We start from the raw sequence: 16213 nt of genomic DNA on the forward strand, positions 1-16213 counted from the left end.
CCACCCGCATCGTCGAGCTCGACCGGGGCAAGCTCGGCTCCTACCCCGGAAATTTCGAGCAGTACCTCGCCCAGAAGGAAGAGCAGCTCGCCCAGGAGGCGGTGATCAACGCCAAGGCCGACAAGCTGCTGGCCCAGGAGGAAATCTGGATCCGCAAGGGCGTGGAAGCCCGCCGCACCCGCAGCCAGAGCCGCATCACCCGCCTGCAGGAGCTGCGTGCCAGCCACGCCGCCCGCCGGAACGTGCAAGGCAGCGTCAACATGGACGTGGCCTCGGGCCAGGCCAGCGGCAAGATCGTGGCCGAGCTCACCGACGCCACCAAGTCCTTCGGCGACAAGACCGTGATCCGCAAGTTCAGCGGCACCATCCTGCGCGGCGACAAGGTCGGCCTGCTCGGCCCCAACGGCGCCGGCAAGACCACCCTGCTGAAGCTGATCCTCGGCGAGCTCGAGCCCGACAGCGGCAAGATCCGCCGAGGCACCAACCTGCAGGTGGCGTACTTCGACCAGATGCGCGACAAGCTCGACCTCGACGCCACGCTGGAAGATTTCATCAGCCCCGGCAGCGAGTGGATCGAGATCGGCACCCAGAAGAAGCACGTCAAGAGCTATCTCTCCGACTTCCTCTTCTCCCCGGCGCGCGCCAACTCACCCGTGCGCTCGCTCAGCGGCGGCGAGCGCAACCGGCTGCTGCTGGCGCGCCTGTTCGCGCGTCCGGCCAATGTGCTGGTGCTCGACGAGCCGACCAACGACCTCGACATCGACACCCTCGAGCTTCTCGAGAACCTGCTGCAGGACTACGACGGCACCGTGTTCCTCGTGAGCCACGACCGCACCTTCCTCGACAACGTGGTCACCAGCACCATCGCGTACGAGGGCGACGGCCGCTGGCGCGAGTACGAAGGCAGCGTTCAGGACTGGCTGACGCAGTCCAAGCGCGCCCGCGAGATTGCCGAGCAGCGCCTTGCCGCGGCAGCGGCAGCCGCACCGGCCGCGGCTCCCGCCCCTGCGGCGGAAGTGCCCGCTCCGAAGGTGGCGCCAGGCCTGCGCAAGAAACTCTCTTACAAGGAGCAGCGTGAACTGGACGCGCTCCCCGCCCAGATCGCGGCCCTCGAGACCGAGCAGCAGCGCATCACCGAGTTGCTCGAGCTGGACGGCGGCGCCATCTACGCCACCGACTCCTCGCGCGCAGCCGAGCTGGCGGAGCGCCACGCCAAGATCGACGATGAACTGCTGGCCGCCATGGAGCGCCAGGAAGAACTCTCCGCCGGACGCTGACAGCCAGGCGCGCCTGCCGTCCGACGCGCGGCGGGCGCCGACTAGGCTATATATGCGGCACCCCTCCAAGCCCGGGAAAGCCGCATGCCTTCATCCTTTCAGACGTTCTTCCGCCGGTCGACGGCACTGCTGGCGCTGCTGACCCTCGGCGCCTGCGCGCAACTGCCGCAGAACGTCGATCGCCCCGTCTCGACCGCCATCGCCGCGCCGGCCACCGGCACCGCGCTGGCCGACCTGGTGCAGCAGCGCCGGCAGGCCGAGAAGGCCCGCTACGAATCCGGCTTCCTTCTGCTGGGTGGGCCGCAGGCGGCCTACGGCAGCCGCCTCGCGCTGATCGAGGGCGCGCAGAAGACGCTGGACCTCCAGTACTACGCGATCCACGCCGACGCCAGCACCGGCCGCCTGGTGCGCGGCCTGCGCGCGGCCGCCGAGCGCGGCGTGCGGGTGCGCGTGCTGCTCGACGACTTCCACTCCACCGGCCGCGACGCGCTGGTGCTCGGCCTGGCCTTCATTCCCAACATCCAGATGCGGCTGTTCAACCCGCTCGCGGGTTCGCGCGATTCCACCTTCAGCCGCCTGCTCAACTCGATCGACGACGCCTCGCGCATCCAGCAGCGCATGCACAACAAGCTGTTCCTGGCCGACAACGTGCTGGGCGTGACGGGCGGGCGCAACCTGGGCGACGCCTACTTCGGCAACGCGACCAATGGCAACTTCGTCGATGTCGACGTGCTGGCCGCCGGCCCCATCGTGCAGGACCTGTCGCGCAGCTTCGACAGCTACTGGAACAACGAGCGCGCCTACCCGGTGCAGTCGCTGGTCACCCGCGAGGAGCTGCAGGCCATGCGCGACCGCGCGCGAAAGGCCGCCCAGGAACTGGCCGAGGAATCGGCCCGGCAGCAGGAAGGAGGCGCCGGAACGCCCACAGCCGAACAGCGCGCCCGAGCCTGGGACGAGAAGCCGCTCGACCTGCGCACAGCCACCTTCGTCTGGGCGCCGGCCGTGATGCTGGCCGACAAGCCCGGCAAGATTCCCGCCGACTCCGGCCCCGGCAACGCGAAGGCTCCGGGCCTGGTGGTCAGCCGTCCCGACGACAAGGCCGGAAGTTCTCGCGGCCCGGCCTCGCTGGAAGCCGCCTCCGACATCGCAGCCAGCGGCGACACCGTGGTCGAGGGACTGCTGCAGCTCATCGGCCAGGCACGAACCGACCTGACCATCATCTCGCCCTACTTCGTGCCCGGAAAGGACATGCTGCAGGCCTTCTCCACGGCCCGCGCCCGCAACGTCCGCATCCGCGTGCTGACCAACTCGCTGGCCTCCAACGACGCGCCGGTGGCGCACGTGGGCTACGCGCGCCACCGCGAGGAACTGCTGAAGATGGGCATCGAGCTCTACGAACTGCGCAGCGAGCAGGCGAGCTTCGGCAATGTCTTCGGTTCCTCGGGCGGCAGCAGTGCCCCCGGGGAATCGCGCGCGATGCTGCACTCCAAGGTGCTGGTGATGGACGGCCGGCTGCTGGTGGTGGGCTCGATGAACCTCGACCTGCGCTCCCAGCTGCAGAACACCGAGATCGCACTGCTGATCCGCAGTAACGAGCTTTCGCGCGCCGCCACCGAGCAGATCGAGCGCGGCATGCGCGAGCGCTCATGGCGCGTCGAGCTGGTCGACGGCTCGCTGGTGTGGCGCGCGCCCCAGGGCAGCGGCCTGAAGGACGCCACCACCGAGCCCGACGCCGGCGCCATGCTGCGGCTGATGCTCAAGCTCTTCGGACCGCTGGCGCCTGACCAGCTGCTCTGAGAGCGGAAGCGGCGCCGGTCAGTGCTTGTGCTGGTGCGCCGCACCGCCGGCATCCGCGCCTTCGGGCGCGCCCACCGGCAGCGTCACGTCGAGCGTGGTCTTGGCGCCCTTGGCGTCCTGGAAAGTCAGCATCATCGGCACGGTCGCGCCCTTCGCCAGCGCGCCCTTCAGGTCCATCATCATCACGTGGTAGCCGCCGGGCTTGAGCTCGACGGTCTGGCCCGCGGGCAGGTCGAGGCCGGTCGAGAGCTCGCGCATCTTCATGGTGTCGCCCTCCATCTTCATCTCGTGCACTTCGGCGACACCTGCGGCCGGCGTGGAGATGCCCACCAGCTTCGCGCCGGTGGGCGAGGTCAGCTTCATGAAGGCGCCGGTGCCGCTCTGGCCCGGCACCGACTGGCGCACCCAGCCGTCGCGCACGTCGACCGTGGCCACGCCCTGCGCCACCACGTTGAGCTTCGCGGCCGGGCTCTTCAGGCCGGCGGTGGAGCTGCCCGAGGCCGGCACCTCGGCCCAGTCGGCAGCGCCCACGTCGCAGGTCTGAAGCACCTTGAACCACAGCGTGCCCGGCGTGGCGGGCACCTTGCCGCGCAGCACGAACTCGGCGCGCTCGCTGCCGGGCAGCGCGTTCCCGGGCGTCTCGGCGGTCCAGCGGACCTCGCCTTCGCCGTCCTTGGCGCCCTTGTGCACGTCGAGCTTCCAGCCCTTGCGCGCCTGGGCGTCGCTCAGGATGAAGCCCCTGGGCAGGCGCACGGCCAGGCCGGTGGTGGCCTTGGCGCCTTCGCAGGCGTGGCCGACGCGGAAGGCGGCGTCGTAGTCGCTGCCGACGGTCACGCCGCCCGGGCGCAGGGTGACGTGCGCCACCGCGGCGCCCATGCCGGCCAGCATGGCGCATGCGGCGGTGGTCCTGAGGATGGCCATCGAAGTCGTTTTGTTCATGTCGTTTGGTCCTTGCGGTTGGAACGGGGAGTCATCGATCAAAGGTCGAACTTGAGTTCGGCCACGTAGGTGCGCTGCGGGTACGGGTGGAAGGCCCAGTACTTGTTGTTGTTCAGGTTGTCGATGCCGAAGGAGGCGCTCCACTGCCGGTCGATCCGGTAGCGTATGCGCGCATCGACCACGAAGAACTTCGAGAAGCCCATGTACGCGAAGCCGTTGGGGTCGCTGTTGTCCAGGGTGCCGTACTGCCTGCCGCTGTAGCGCGCGCCCACGGTGTAGCTCCAGCGCTCGTCGGGCCGGTAGGTGGCCAGCAGCGTGGCGCGCACCCTCGGCACGCGCGGCTGGTCGTGCCCGACGCTGGCCGCGAAGCCGTTGTTGGCGGCGATCTTCGAGCGGGTCAGCGTGAGGCTGCCGCTCAGGTCCAGCCCGCGCACGCCGACGTCGACCGCGTTCAGCGCCACCTCCAGCCCGCGGGTGCGGATGGCGTCGACGTTCTGCACCGTGCTCACGAGGTTGTTCAGGGCCTGGGTGTAGAGCGCGTCCTTCGTGTTCTCGAAGAAGAGCGTGGTGCGCAGCACGCCGTCGAGCCCCCAGCCCTTGAGGTCGCGCTCTGCCGTGAGTTCGGTGGTCCACGAGCGCTCGGGGCGCAGGTTCGGGTTGGTGTTGACGATGCGGTTGCCGTCGATGGAGCCCTGGTAGAGCTCGCTCACTGTGGGCATGCGCACCGCGCGGCCGGTCGAGGCCTTGAGCAGCCAGTCGGAGGTGGCCTGCCAGGCGATGGCCGCCTTGGGCGAGTCGTAGCTGTTCTTGCGCGGCGCAAAGTTCAGCAGCGTGCTGGCGTTGCCGAGCTGGCCGCCGTAGGCCTCCCAGCGCTCGTGGCGCAGGCCGAGCGTGGTCTTCCAGTCCTTCGCGAAGCGCCAGGTGTCCTGTGCGTAGAGCGACTGCAGCCGGGTGTTGCCGTTGAAGGCCGAGAACGGCGAGACGGACGAGCCGCCGATCCAGTCGAGCGTGTTGCCGACGCTGGTGCGAAGCCGCGCCGTGTCCTGCTGGAAGCCGAAGTCGACCACATGCGCGCCCACGCCCTCGGCCGAGCCGGTGGGCCGCCAGGTGCCGGCCGCCTTGAAGGTGTTCCAGCCGGTGCCGCCCATGTCGGTGGTGCGGCCCGGGCCACCGCCGAAGGCGCCCGGCAGCGGCGTGGTGGGCGTGCGGGAGGTGTCGCGCGAGTAGTCGTAGAGGCTGGCCGCCACCTCCCAGTCGAACACGCCGCCGGTGTGGCTCTTGACCGAAAGGCCGTGCATGTAGTGCGTGAGCGCGGTCTCGGTGGGCGCAAGCGCGGCGCTGGGCGAATCGAGGTTGTAGCTGCGTCCGCCGATGTTCACCCGCCCGCCGTACACCGGCCGGCCGAAGGCGTCACGCAGCCAGGTATCGACGCCGCCGTGGGTGGTGTTGTTCCATGCGCCGAGCGTGTAGGTGGCGCGCACGGTGGGCGAGAAGTCGTAGGCCAGCTTGAGCTTGGCCTGCTCCTGCGTGGTGTCGTAGATGGTGGAGCCGCCGACCAGCCACCAGGGCTGGTTCGACGGGTTCAGGCCGCCCACCGCGCCGGTCACCGGCGTGCCCGCGTTGCCCACGGTGCCGGCGCTCACAAGCCGGTTGCCGAACACCAGCGCCTGCCCCTTGCTGTGCGTGCGCGAGGCGCTGAGCCACCACGACCAGTCGCCGCTGCGGCTGCCCAGCGACAGGTCGAGCTGCTGGCCGGCCGGCGAGGAATGGCTGTTGTAGAGGTCGAAGTTCGAGACGAAGCCGCTGAGCTTGACGTGCGCCTCGAACTTGGTGGGCATGCGCGTCACGTAGTCGACCACCGCGCCCACCGAGTTGCCGGGGTAGGCCGCCGAGAACGGCCCATAGAGCACGTCGACGCGCTCGATCTCCTCCGGCGACACCATGCCCCAGCGCGGCGCATAGGTGGCGCCGTTGCCCAGCGGGTTCGACAGCATGATGCCGTCGGCGTACACCATCGAGCGCGCGCTGTTGCCGGTGCCAGAGGCGCGCGTGGCGAGCACCGCGTGGTTGAAGTCGCCGATGTAGCGCTTGCGCACGACCAGGCTCGGCAGGTACTTCAGCGCGTCCTCGCTGTCGGTGGCGTTGACGGTCTCGACGATCTGCTCGTGCGTCACGCCCTCGATGGTGGTGGGGATCTGCGCGGGCAGCGAAGTCGGCCGGCCGCCGGTCACGGTGATGGTGTTGAGCGAGCGGCCGCCGGGGCCGCCTTCAGACGCCTCGGCCGGCTGCAGTTGCTGCGCCAGCGCGGGCGCGCCGAGGGGAAATGCCATGGCGATCGCCAGGGCGCGGGAATGCTTTTTCAAGAGGAACCTTCTCCACGAAGCTTCAAACCGGACAGGCCGGACAAGCCGCGCGCGCGCTTCGGGCGCGCATGCACGGCTACGGTTTTGAGAGCGTCAGGAGAAGGTCGGGGGCCCGCGCGCCGGCAGCGGCGCCGCGGTGGCCGCGGCAAGGCGCGCGGCGGGAATGGGCTGGACCACGCGGCCCAGCGGGAGGGGAAGATCGAAAACCGGGGCGGCCATGGCCGGCGGCGGTGCGCCGGTCAGCACGCACAGCGGGCAGTCCATGTGCGAGGCGCCCATTTCCTTCACGCCGTCCTCGGTGTGGACCACCACCTTGATGGAACCGGCGCTGGAACACACCAGCTCCATGGCCTGCGGGTTCACCAGCGGCGACGCCGCCGCCACGCCCAGCGACATCACGAACCACAGCAGCAGCAAACGCCCGGCGAGGGCGATGGAGCGGGTGGATCGGTGCAGCGCGTGCATGGCGGCCGCGATTATCTGCGCACTTTGCCCTTGGCGGCAGGGGCCGGGGCCTTGGAAGGCGCGGCCTTGCCGGCTGCCTTGGCCGGCGCGCGGGCCCCGCCCCTGGGCGCGGCGGGCGCCGCCTTGGCCGACTTTCCGCCTCTTGCGGCAGCCGCGGGCGCCGCCTTTGCGCGCTGGCCCTTGACCGCCTTGCCGCCGCGCGCGGCCCTGGGCGCCGGCGACGGCGCCGCGAGCGCGGGCATCGGCTGCGCCGTCTGCTCCTGCGCGTTGGTCAGCACCGGCGTCACGGTGAAGCCGCGCGCCGCCATCAGCGTCGGCAGGCCCTGCGGCCCGATCATGTGCAGCGCACCGACCGCGGCGAACACGCCCTTGCCGCTGGCGTGCAGGCGTTCGATGCCGTCGGCGAGGTTCGGATTGCGGTCGTCGAGCAGGCGCTTGAGCAGCCGCTGCTCGGCGGGCGTGTTGAGGCAGTCGCACCACTCGGGGTAGCGGGCCAGCCGGGCGGCATCGCTGCGGGCCCAGACGTCGGCCAGCTCCTTGATCTGGCCCCGCAGCTTGCCCGATTCGAGTTCGTCGAGGGCCGCGTCGACCTGCTCGGCCTCCTCGGCTTCGGAATTGCCGGTCAGCACCTTGAGCTGGTCTTGCGCATTCTCGAGAGCGACGATGGGCTTGTTGCCGTTGCGCGCGGCGACGGCCAGCGTCTCGTCCACGCCGAATTCAGGATAGAGGCCGTCGGCACGCCCCACCAGCCCGGCCAGCGCCGTGACCTGCAGGATCGGCTGCAGCTTCGACAGCGAGCCCGGCGGCACGCAGGCTTCGCTGTTCTGGCGCTCCAGCCGGCGGGCGCGCTCGCCGCTGAGCATGCGCGCCAGCAGCTCGGGATCGGCGGGTCGGGCCATGGCGCGCGCGGTGGCTTCGTCGCGCATGTCGAGTTCGAGGGCGACGGTGTCGCTCTGCGTCAGCGCCTTCTGGATGGTGGGGCCGGGCCGCACCCAGTCGCCACGGCCGATGTGGATGGTTCCGTACAGCCACGAGGTGCGCCCGTCGCGCTCGATGCGCCAGAGCACGCCTCGGTCGACGCCGTTGCGCATGGCGACGCCGGGCTTCTCGAGGCTGGCGATGGCGGAAGGCGGGCAGGCGGCCTGGGCCGCCCCGAAGGTGAAGAGGAAAGCGATGCCGCACAGGGGCGCGGCGAGGATCCGGAGTATCCGCAAGGCTTGCTCCACGATGAAAGAAAGTCCGGCATTCTCACAGCACCGCTGCCCATAATCCGAAACCATGCAAAGCATCTTCCACCTTGCCTTCAATGTCCGCGACCTCGACGGCGCCCGCCGCTTCTATGGCGGCGTACTCGGTTGCGCCGAAGGCCGAAGCACCGACACCTGGGTCGACTTCGACTTCTTCGGCCACCAGATTTCCCTTCATCTGGGCGAACCCTTCGCCACCGCCCGTACCGGCCGCGTCGGCGACGTGATGGTGCCCATGCCGCACTTCGGCCTCGCGCTCGCGCTGCCCGACTGGCAGGCGATGGCGCAGCGGCTGGAGGCCGCCGGCACCGAGTTCGTGCTGAAGCCGCAGGTGCGCTTCGAGGGACAGCCCGGCGAGCAGTGGACGATGTTCTTCCACGACCCGTTCGGCAATCCGATCGAGGTGAAGGGCTTCCGTTCCCTGGACTCCCTCTACGACAAGTAAGCAAATGATCCCGCGCCCGGCCGCCGTCATCGCGCCCCTGGCGCTGCTGTGCGCCACCCTCGCGCACGCCCAGCTCGACTGCGAGCTCAACGGCCGCCCCGTGAACCCCGACAACGGCAGCAGCACCGACGGCAAGACCGGCCTGCTGCGCTGCAAGGACCGCGCGAGCGGCGAGCTGCAGCGCGAGGAACAGATACAGAACGGCGTGTCGATGGGCCTGGTGCGCATCTACGAGAAGGGCAAGCTCGCCAGGGAGCAAAGCGTCAACGCCAAGGGCAACCTGCAGGGCCGCGCCCGCGAGTTCTCGCCCACCGGCCGCGTACTGCGCGACGCCACCTACGACGATGGCCAGGAGCGCGGCCTGGTGCGCAGCTTCTACCCCGACGGCAAGCTGCGCCGCGCGATCTTCTATCCGACCTCCGACACCGGCGGAGGCAACGAGCGCGCCTCGGTCGAGTTCACCGAGCACGGCCAGCTCTCGGCCCTGCGCTGCGCCGACGCGCCCACGCTGGCGCCGGTGGTCGACGACGCGAAGCTCTGCGGCTTCTCGGGCACCGGCCCCTCGCAGGTCGACCTGTTCGACGCGCGCGGCATCCTGCGCTCGCGCCTCGCGTACGTGTCGGGCAAGCGGGTGCGCGCGCAGAGCTTCTACGACAACGGCAAGACCTCGTCGCTCGACGAGACGGTGGGCAACCAGCGCGTCGAGCAGAGCTTTTCATCGGAAGGCGTCAAGCGCCGCGAGACCGCCTTCCTGCTGGTGGAGCGCACGAGCATCCGCGTGCGCGAGCAGGCCTTCTCCGAAAAGGGAACGCTGGTGCGCGACCAGCGCTGGAACAGCGCGGGCGAACCGATCGTCGACGACAGCTACTACCTCAACGGCCAGCCGCGCAGCAAGTCGGCCTACAGCGGCAACGGCGACGCGCGCGCGGTCGAGATCACCGAGTTCTACGACAGCGGCCAGCGCGCCGCGCAGGGCCGCTACGAGATACAGGGCCGAAACCGGCAGATACCGGTCGGCACCCACCAGCGCTTCAGCGAGAAGGGCACGCTGCTGGCCGAGTCGAGCTTCGACGCCAAGGGCCGCGTCACGCGCGAGCGCGCATGGGACGAGAACGGCGAGTTGCAGCGCGACGACGAAGTCTTCGAGGACGGCTCGCGCAAGGCATATACAAGGTAACGCCCCCAGGCTCCGCGCACTTCGTGTCGCTGCGCCAACCCCCTACCGGGGGCGACACCTGCGGCCCGGCGAAGCCGGTTCCGCGGTGTCCCGCGAAAAGAGCTGCTCCTGGCGAGCTCAGTCCAGCTTGATTCCTGCCTGCTTGATGATCGGGCCCCAGCGCTTCGACTCGGCGCGCGACAGCGCCGCGAACTGCGCCGGCGTGCCCGGCATCGCTTCCATGCCGAAGTCGTCGAAGCGCTTCTGCACGGCCGGCGTGCCGAAGGCCTTGTTCAGGTCGCCGTTGAGCTTGTTCACCACCGCCGCCGGCAGGTTGGCCGGGCCCAGGATGCCCTGGAACGCGAACACCTCCGTGTTGGGCACGCCCACCTCGGCCAGCGTCGGCACGTTGGGCAGCGGCTTGCTGCGCGCGCCCGAGCCGATGGCCAGCACGCGCACCTTGTTGCTCTGCATGATCGGCAGGCCCGAGGCCAGGTCGAGGAACATGCAGGGCACCTGGCCGCCCATCACGTCGGCCATGGCGGGCGCGGCGCCGCGGTACGGGATGTGGGTGATGAAGGTGCCGGTGCGCACCTTGAACATTTCCATCGCCAGGTGGTGCGGCGAGCCGTTGCCGGGCGAGGCGTAGTTGACCTTGCCGGGGTTGGCCTTCACGTAGGCCAGGAAGTCCTTGAAGTTCTTCGCCGGGAAGTCGGGATGCACCACGAGCGCCAGCGGGAACTTGCCGATGGCGCCGATGTAGGTGAAGTCTTTCTCGGGGCTGAAGGGCAGCTTGCTGAACAGGTGCTCGTTGAAGGCCAGCACCGCGTTGTCGGCCGACAGGATCGTGTAGCCGTCGGGCTTGCTCTTGGCGACGATGTCGGCGCCGATGTTGGTCGAGGCGCCGGGGCGGTTGTCCACCACGATCTGCTGGCCCAGCGTCTGGCGCATGGCCTCGGCGAGCACGCGCGCGATCACGTCGGTGCCGCCGCCTGCCGGATAGGGCACGACCCACTTGATGAGCTGCGCGGGGTATTCCTGCGCGCGGGCGAAGGGCGATGCGGCCATCGCGGCGCCGGAGGCGAGCGTGGCGAGAAGGGTGCGGCGATCCATGGAATCAGTCTCCAATCTGCTGGTTGTATGTAGTTCCGGAAATCAGGAAGCGGAAAGCGATGGTACGGGCAGAGCCCGCAGCGCGTCGGCCAGCGCGGCGCGACAACGCGCCTCGTCGCCGACCTGCTCGAACAGCAGCAGAGCGAGCCGCGCGAGGAAGAGCGACTCGCGCTCGGTGCCCGCCTCGGTGATGGCCCGCGCGCACTCTGCGTACAGGCGGTCGCGGGCGTCGGGTTGGAGCTGCGGGGCGGTGGTGGTCATGCGGAAATCTCCCGGGCCGCGCGGGCCAGTGCGGGTTGCAGGGCGCCGGCCGGCAGGCGATGCCAGCGCGCGGCGACGTGGCCGTCTGGGCGCAGCAGGTAGACCGCGCCGTCCAACGCGCCGAGCGCCTCGAACACTGTCGGCGAGGCATGCGCGTCGGCGCTGTCGGTGCCCGGGCTTGCGATGGCGCGGAGCACGAAGGGCAGCGCGCCCTTGCATGCCCGCTCGATGTCGCCGGACGGCAGCGCGACGAGGTCTGGCCGCAGCACCAGCAGCGTGAAGGTGGGCGCGATCCAGTCGGTGAGGTGGCCGCGTTCGAGCTGTTGCTCGGGCATCGCCTCGCCCGGCAGCGGGCCAACGGACAGATCGTCGCCATCGCTCGACAGCGGCGAGGCCGCATAGCGCACCGCCTGCGTCTGGCGCGGGTTGATGAGCTGCGCGATGCCGCGGTGCTCCTCAGACAGCGACAACGCCGCCTCGCGCAGCAGGTCGAAGCCGCGCGAGGGCGGCGACATGAACTCGGTGCTGCGCATGGCGTTCTCGGCGTTGACGTGGAAGGCCTCGATGCGCTCCTGCGAGTACGAATCGAGCAGCGCCGCGTCGGACAGCCCCTTCGCGACGAAGGCCAGCTTCCACGCGAGGTTGTCCGCGTCGTCGAAGCCGGAGTTGAGTCCGCGCACACCGAAGATCGGCATAGCGTGCGCCGCGTTGCCCGCGAACATGACGCGGCCGTGGCGGTAGCTCTCCAGCGTCATCGCGCCGGCGCGGTACACCGAAGTCCACACCGTCTTCCACGGCAGGTGGCCTTCGCCGATGGCGTCGAGGTGGCGCTGCACGAACTCCGCCACCGCGGCTGGCTGCAGCGCCTCCTCGGTGCTCTGGCCGGGGCGCAGCTGGTAGTCGATGCGCCAGATGTCGTCGGGCTGGCGGTGCATCAGCACGGTCGAGCCGGGGTTCCAGGGAGGGTCGAACCAGGCGCGGCGCTCGGTGGGGTGGCCGCTCTTGAGCTCGATGTCGATGATCACGTAGCGGCCTTCGTAGCCCGTCCCCTCGAGCGCGAGCCCCATCGTCTTGCGCACGAAGCTCTGGCCGCCGTCGCAGGCCGCGAGCCACTGGCCGCGCAGCCGATAGGTACCGAGGGCATTGCGCACGTCGAGGCTCACGCCCTCATCGTCCTGTGCGAGGCCGGTGAGCTCGGCGCCCCAGCGGATGTCGACGAGCCCCGGCGTTTGTTCGTTGCGGCGCAGGATCTCCGCGAGCAGGTAGTGCTCGGCGTAGTACTGCTCGAGGTTGATCATCGGCGGCAGCTTCTGCCGCTCGTCGTTGGGCATCTCGAAGCGGAACACCTCGGCGGTCTTGTAGAAGCTGCGACCGCCGGTCCAGGGCAGGCCCTTGTCCATGAAGGCGGGCAACACGCCGAGCCGCTCCATGATCTCCAGGCTGCGCCGCGAGATGCAGGCCGCGCGGCTGCCCACGCACACGGTGTCGTCGGCTTCGAGGATCACGCTGCGCACGCCGTGGTTCGCGAGCCCCAGCGCGAGCGCCATGCCGACCGGCCCGCCGCCGGCGATCACCACGGGGTGGCTGGCTGCTTCGATGCCGTCGGGGCCGAGTTCGGGCGTGCGGGGTTCGTAGCTCGTGTAGTGGAAGGCGCCGACCGAAGGCGGCACTCCGGCATCGGCGCCGGGCTTCGGCGGCACGGGGCCGCTGGCGGCATCGCCGAGGGTGGCAGCGGGGGAATTCGTCATCCGGCGGGATTGTCCCGATGCGCGAGGGGCGGCAATGTCATAACTTCGTACGAGGTGTTTACCCGCATGTGCGCCCTTTTTTCCTTCCTTTTCCAGCCATGAGACGCTGGCGCATCCACCCTTCGGAAGACGCCGCGCTGGCCGCGGCCGTGGTTGGCGACGTGCTCTCGGGCGTGGGCACGCCGCTGCTCGCGACCAGCTACCTCAGGGCGATGCAGCGCGTGATGCCGGTGACCTTCTGCACCGTGTTCGTGGTCGATGCCGCCGGCCGCATCGAGCTGGTGTCGGCTGCCAGCAGCTACGGCAGCACGGCCGAGCGCACATCGGAACGCTATGTGGCTCAGCGCTTCGACCTGCTCGACCCGAACATGGCCTGGCTCGCCGCGCGCAAGCTGCCCGGGCGCGCGCAGCTATGGATGGGCCACCAGCGCGCCGACGAGGTGGCCGACCCGGTGTACCGCGCCGCCTGCTATGGCGACGTGGGCATCCGCGAGCGCGCGTCGGTGCTGTTGCTGCAGCCCACCGGGCAGCGCGTGGCGGTGAGCTTCTACCGCAGCCTCGCGCAGCCGGAGTTCGGCGCGGCGGATTTCGCGCTCATCGAGGCGCACGCCACGCTGCTGGCCGACGCCACCGCGGCGCACGGCCGCAGCGCGGTCGGCGCACGCAAGGCGGTGGAGCCCGACCTCGCCGAGCGGCTGCTGAGGCTGAGCCTGCGCGAGCGCGAAGTCATCGGCCACCTGATGGCGGGCCGCACGGCCAAGGAAGCGGCGCGCGAGATCGGCGTGGAGCTGACTACCGTGCGCACCCACCAGTACCGGGCGTTCCGTCGGCTGGGAATACGGTCGCAGAAGGAGCTGCTGCGCGGCGCGGGGCCGCACTGAGCCGCTTCAGTCTTCCGGGGTTTCCTCTTCGGGCTGCGGCGCCTCGTCGCCGGCCTGCGGCTTGACCAGCGACACCGGCGCATCCTTCGGACGCCCCGCGGTGGACACGATCTCCTGGTCGATCGCACCGAAGATCGAGCGACCGTCCAGGCCCTTCATCTCGATGCGGATGGTGTCGCCGAACTTCATGAAGTCGGTATAGGGCTGGCCGGTCTGGATGGTCTCGATGCAGCGCTTCTCGGCAATGCACGAATAGCCCTTGGGCCAGTCCATCTGGCCGTCCTTCTTCTCCACGCCCTTGTTGCTCACGGTGCCGCTGCCGACGATGCTGCCGGCGCGCACGTTGCGGGTCTTGGCGATGTGGGCGATGAGCTGGCCGAAGTGGAAGGTCATCTCCGGGCCGGCGTCGCACATGCCGACCTTGCGGCCGTTCCAGCTGCTTTGCAGCGCGAGGTGCACGCGGCCGTGCTGCCAGGCCTCGCCGAGTTCGTCGAGCGTGACGGCCACGGGGCTGAAGGCGGTGGCGGGCTTGCTCTGGAAGAAGCCGAAGCCCTTGGCGAGTTCGGCCGGGATGAGGTTGCGCAGGCTCACGTCGTTGGCCAGCATCACGAGGCGGATGCCGTCGAGCGCCTGGTCGGGCGTGGCGCCCATGCGCACGTCGCCGGTGATGACCGCGATCTCGGCCTCGAAGTCGATGCCCATGGCCTCGCTGGGCACGACCACGTCGTCGGTCGGGCCGAGGAAGTCGTCGCTGCCGCCCTGGTACATCAGCGGGTCGGTGTAGAAGCTCTCGGGCACCTCGGCGTTGCGCGCCTTGCGCACCAGCTCCACATGATTGATGTAGGCCGAGCCGTCGGCCCACTGGTAGGCGCGCGGCAGCGGGGCCATGCACATCGAGGGGTCGAAGGGAAAGGCGTGGCGCGCGCGGCCGGCATTGAGGCTGGCGTACAGGTCCTGCAGCTGCGGGCTCATGAAGCCCCAGTCGTCCAGCACCTGCTGCAGCCGGTTCGCGATGCCGGTGGCGTAGTGGGCGAGCGTGAGGTCGCGCGATACGACGACGAGCTGGCCGTCGCGCGAGCCGTCCTTCAGGGTGGCGAGTTTCATGATGCGGTGCGTGCGTGAGGACTGGAGCGGGCCGCCGGCACGGGCCGGTCGCCGCTCCCACTTAAACTGGTTGAACGGGCGGCAGTTTACCGAGGTGGGCTTTGGTGAACCTCCGGGCCGGCGCCCCACTCCACTTACCGATGCCGACGCTCGTCGCCCCTTCTTCCTCGCCGTCGCTGCCTCCCGGCCTGCCGGGGCGTCCGTCGTGGCGGGTGCTGATCGGGCTGACGCTGCTGGTGGGGCTGATCCACCTGCTGCTGCTCGGGCTGGCGCCGATGGCCATCGGGCCGGAGCCCTCGCCGCTGGCGAACAAGTTCAGCACACGCACCATCGTGATCGCGCCGCCGGCCGCCGAGGCGCCCGCGCCGGCAGCCGCCCCTGCGGAAGCGAAGCCCGCACCCCCCCCGAAGCCCAAGCGGCCGCGCGAAGCCTCGGTGCCCAGGCCGAAGCCGGCACCGAAGCCGGCCCCCGCCGAGCCGTCGCCCGAACCCGAGACAGCCGCGACACCGGCACCCGAAACGCCCGACCTGACAGCCCAGGCTGCTACCGATTCAGGAGCAGCACCACCCGAAGCGGCGGGCGGTGCGCCGGCTGGGGCGCCGGCTGGGGCGACATCGCCTTCCGGCGGCAGCGGAACCGGCACCCAGGCGGCGGCCGGCGGCGAGGCCTCGGGCACCATCGCGGGCACCCAGGCGATGAAGATCCCGGGCTCGGTCACGCTGGACTTCGAGGCCACCGGCCAGAGCGGCGCCTCCCCCCAGCGCGGCGTGTTCGGCGAGCTGGTCTGGCTGCAGGACGGCACCCGCTACGACGGCCGGCTGACGCTCAAGGCAGTGTTCTTCACCCTGCTCAACTGGCATAGCACCGGGCGCATCGGCCCTTCAGGCCTGGAGCCGGAGCGGTACTCCGAAAGCCGCAAGTCCGAAGTGGCCTCGCATTTCGTGCGCGACCAGAACCAGATCGTCTTCAGCAACAACGCGCCCCCGGTGCCGCTGCTGCCGGGCGCGCAGGACCGCATGAGCGTGATGATGCAGCTCGGCGGCCTGCTGGCGGCCAGCCCGCAGCGCTATCCCGCCGGCACCAGGATCTCGGTGCAGACCGTGGGGCCCCGGGACGCCGAAGTCTGGGTTTTCGTGGTCGGCGAGGAAGAAAAGCTCAGCCTGCCCGCCGGCGAATTCACCGCCCGCAAGCTCACCCGCGACCCGCGCAAGGCCTTCGACAGGAAACTGGAACTCTGGCTGGCCCCGGAATACGGGTATCTACCCGTGCGCATCAGGCAAACCGAGGCCAACGGGGACTTCGCTGACGCGCAGTTGCGCAAACCCCTGCCCTCCGGCCCGCCCAATTGAGGAGAAAGTCACGCTAACGAAGCGAAAGGAGCCAGAGATAGGCCAATTAGCCAGTTGGTTTTACAGAT

Annotated in this window: 14 protein-coding genes (1 of these 14 running past the window's edge); 6 read left to right on the forward strand and 8 right to left on the reverse strand. The window is 69.9% G+C overall.

The features are described from left to right. Positions 1–1277, forward strand: the 3' portion of a protein-coding gene (locus ABL838_RS28170; RefSeq protein ID WP_418122968.1) for an ATP-binding cassette domain-containing protein. The gene continues 628 nt to the left of window position 1, outside the view; 1277 of the gene's 1905 nt are visible here — the last part of the coding sequence; its start codon lies beyond the left edge, outside the window; the stop codon is at positions 1275–1277. Between the two features lie 84 nt (positions 1278–1361). Then, positions 1362–3074 (forward strand): phospholipase D family protein, encoded by a 1713-nt coding sequence (locus ABL838_RS28175; RefSeq protein WP_418122969.1) that lies wholly within the window; start codon positions 1362–1364, stop codon positions 3072–3074. An 18-nt stretch (positions 3075–3092) separates the two neighbouring features. On the opposite strand, the gene ABL838_RS28180 is transcribed toward ABL838_RS28175, so the two are convergent. From ABL838_RS28180 to ABL838_RS28195, 4 genes are all read right to left on the reverse strand, one after another. Continuing rightward, the gene (locus ABL838_RS28180) at positions 3093–4013 is read right to left on the reverse strand and encodes a copper chaperone PCu(A)C (protein WP_418122970.1); all 921 of its coding nucleotides are present in this window, start codon (positions 4011–4013) and stop codon (positions 3093–3095) included. Between the two features lie 38 nt (positions 4014–4051). After that, positions 4052–6343: a TonB-dependent receptor gene (locus tag ABL838_RS28185; RefSeq protein ID WP_418122971.1), complete on the reverse strand. Its 2292-nt coding sequence runs from the start codon at positions 6341–6343 to the stop codon at positions 4052–4054. A 126-nt stretch (positions 6344–6469) separates the two neighbouring features. Further along, positions 6470–6841: a DUF2946 family protein gene (locus ABL838_RS28190; RefSeq protein ID WP_184642031.1), complete on the reverse strand. Its 372-nt coding sequence runs from the start codon at positions 6839–6841 to the stop codon at positions 6470–6472. Positions 6842–6852: 11 nt separating this feature from the next. Continuing rightward, on the reverse strand, positions 6853–8055 hold the full coding sequence (locus tag ABL838_RS28195) for a TraB/GumN family protein (RefSeq protein WP_418122972.1): 1203 nt from the start codon (positions 8053–8055) through the stop codon (positions 6853–6855). 64 nt (positions 8056–8119) lie between these two features. Here ABL838_RS28195 and ABL838_RS28200 point away from each other — a divergent pair, with 64 nt between their 5' ends. After that, the gene (locus ABL838_RS28200) at positions 8120–8533 is read left to right on the forward strand and encodes a VOC family protein (RefSeq protein ID WP_126025831.1); all 414 of its coding nucleotides are present in this window, start codon (positions 8120–8122) and stop codon (positions 8531–8533) included. A 4-nt stretch (positions 8534–8537) separates the two neighbouring features. After that, a complete protein-coding gene (locus ABL838_RS28205) occupies positions 8538–9710 on the forward strand; it encodes a toxin-antitoxin system YwqK family antitoxin (protein WP_418122973.1) in 1173 nt (390 codons plus the stop codon). Between the two features lie 117 nt (positions 9711–9827). Here ABL838_RS28205 and ABL838_RS28210 read toward each other — a convergent pair whose 3' ends face one another. The 3 genes from ABL838_RS28210 to ABL838_RS28220 are packed head-to-tail and all read right to left on the reverse strand — an operon-like array spanning position 9828 to position 12811. Further along, positions 9828–10802 carry a Bug family tripartite tricarboxylate transporter substrate binding protein gene (locus tag ABL838_RS28210; protein WP_418122974.1) on the reverse strand — a complete coding sequence of 325 codons (975 nt, stop codon included), beginning with the start codon at positions 10800–10802 and terminating at the stop codon, positions 9828–9830. Between the two features lie 42 nt (positions 10803–10844). Then, positions 10845–11063 carry a hypothetical protein gene (locus ABL838_RS28215; RefSeq protein ID WP_418122975.1) on the reverse strand — a complete coding sequence of 73 codons (219 nt, stop codon included), beginning with the start codon at positions 11061–11063 and terminating at the stop codon, positions 10845–10847. Continuing rightward, a complete protein-coding gene (locus ABL838_RS28220) occupies positions 11060–12811 on the reverse strand; it encodes an FAD-dependent monooxygenase (RefSeq protein WP_418122976.1) in 1752 nt (583 codons plus the stop codon). Before ABL838_RS28220 ends, ABL838_RS28215 begins: the two co-directional genes overlap by 4 nt. A 98-nt stretch (positions 12812–12909) precedes the next feature. On the opposite strand from ABL838_RS28220, the gene ABL838_RS28225 reads away from it, so the two are divergent. Next, positions 12910–13692: a helix-turn-helix transcriptional regulator gene (locus tag ABL838_RS28225; protein WP_369660657.1), complete on the forward strand. Its 783-nt coding sequence runs from the start codon at positions 12910–12912 to the stop codon at positions 13690–13692. Positions 13693–13698: 6 nt separating this feature from the next. On the opposite strand, the gene ABL838_RS28230 is transcribed toward ABL838_RS28225, so the two are convergent. Then, entirely contained in the window at positions 13699–14796 is a 1098-nt protein-coding gene (locus ABL838_RS28230) for a fumarylacetoacetate hydrolase family protein (RefSeq protein WP_418122978.1), read from the reverse strand. A 140-nt stretch (positions 14797–14936) separates the two neighbouring features. On the opposite strand from ABL838_RS28230, the gene ABL838_RS28235 reads away from it, so the two are divergent. Continuing rightward, on the forward strand, positions 14937–16145 hold the full coding sequence (locus ABL838_RS28235) for a DUF3108 domain-containing protein (protein ID WP_418122980.1): 1209 nt from the start codon (positions 14937–14939) through the stop codon (positions 16143–16145). The last annotated feature ends 68 nt before the right edge of the window (positions 16146–16213 follow it).

Source organism: Variovorax sp. 160MFSha2.1 (assembly GCF_048305075.1).
Classification (GTDB): domain Bacteria; phylum Pseudomonadota; class Gammaproteobacteria; order Burkholderiales; family Burkholderiaceae_C; genus Variovorax; species Variovorax guangxiensis.

Coding starts and splice junctions, on each gene's coding strand:
- ABL838_RS28175 (WP_418122969.1), top strand. CDS start 1,362: ATGCCTTCATCCTTTCAGACGTTCTTCCGCCGGTCGACGGCACTGCTG.
- ABL838_RS28180 (WP_418122970.1), bottom strand. CDS start 4,013: ATGAACAAAACGACTTCGATGGCCATCCTCAGGACCACCGCCGCATGC.
- ABL838_RS28185 (WP_418122971.1), bottom strand. CDS start 6,343: ATGGCATTTCCCCTCGGCGCGCCCGCGCTGGCGCAGCAACTGCAGCCG.
- ABL838_RS28190 (WP_184642031.1), bottom strand. CDS start 6,841: ATGCACGCGCTGCACCGATCCACCCGCTCCATCGCCCTCGCCGGGCGT.
- ABL838_RS28200 (WP_126025831.1), top strand. CDS start 8,120: ATGCAAAGCATCTTCCACCTTGCCTTCAATGTCCGCGACCTCGACGGC.
- ABL838_RS28205 (WP_418122973.1), top strand. CDS start 8,538: ATGATCCCGCGCCCGGCCGCCGTCATCGCGCCCCTGGCGCTGCTGTGC.
- ABL838_RS28210 (WP_418122974.1), bottom strand. CDS start 10,802: ATGGATCGCCGCACCCTTCTCGCCACGCTCGCCTCCGGCGCCGCGATG.
- ABL838_RS28215 (WP_418122975.1), bottom strand. CDS start 11,063: ATGACCACCACCGCCCCGCAGCTCCAACCCGACGCCCGCGACCGCCTG.
- ABL838_RS28220 (WP_418122976.1), bottom strand. CDS start 12,811: ATGACGAATTCCCCCGCTGCCACCCTCGGCGATGCCGCCAGCGGCCCC.
- ABL838_RS28225 (WP_369660657.1), top strand. CDS start 12,910: ATGAGACGCTGGCGCATCCACCCTTCGGAAGACGCCGCGCTGGCCGCG.
- ABL838_RS28230 (WP_418122978.1), bottom strand. CDS start 14,796: ATGAAACTCGCCACCCTGAAGGACGGCTCGCGCGACGGCCAGCTCGTC.
- ABL838_RS28235 (WP_418122980.1), top strand. CDS start 14,937: ATGCCGACGCTCGTCGCCCCTTCTTCCTCGCCGTCGCTGCCTCCCGGC.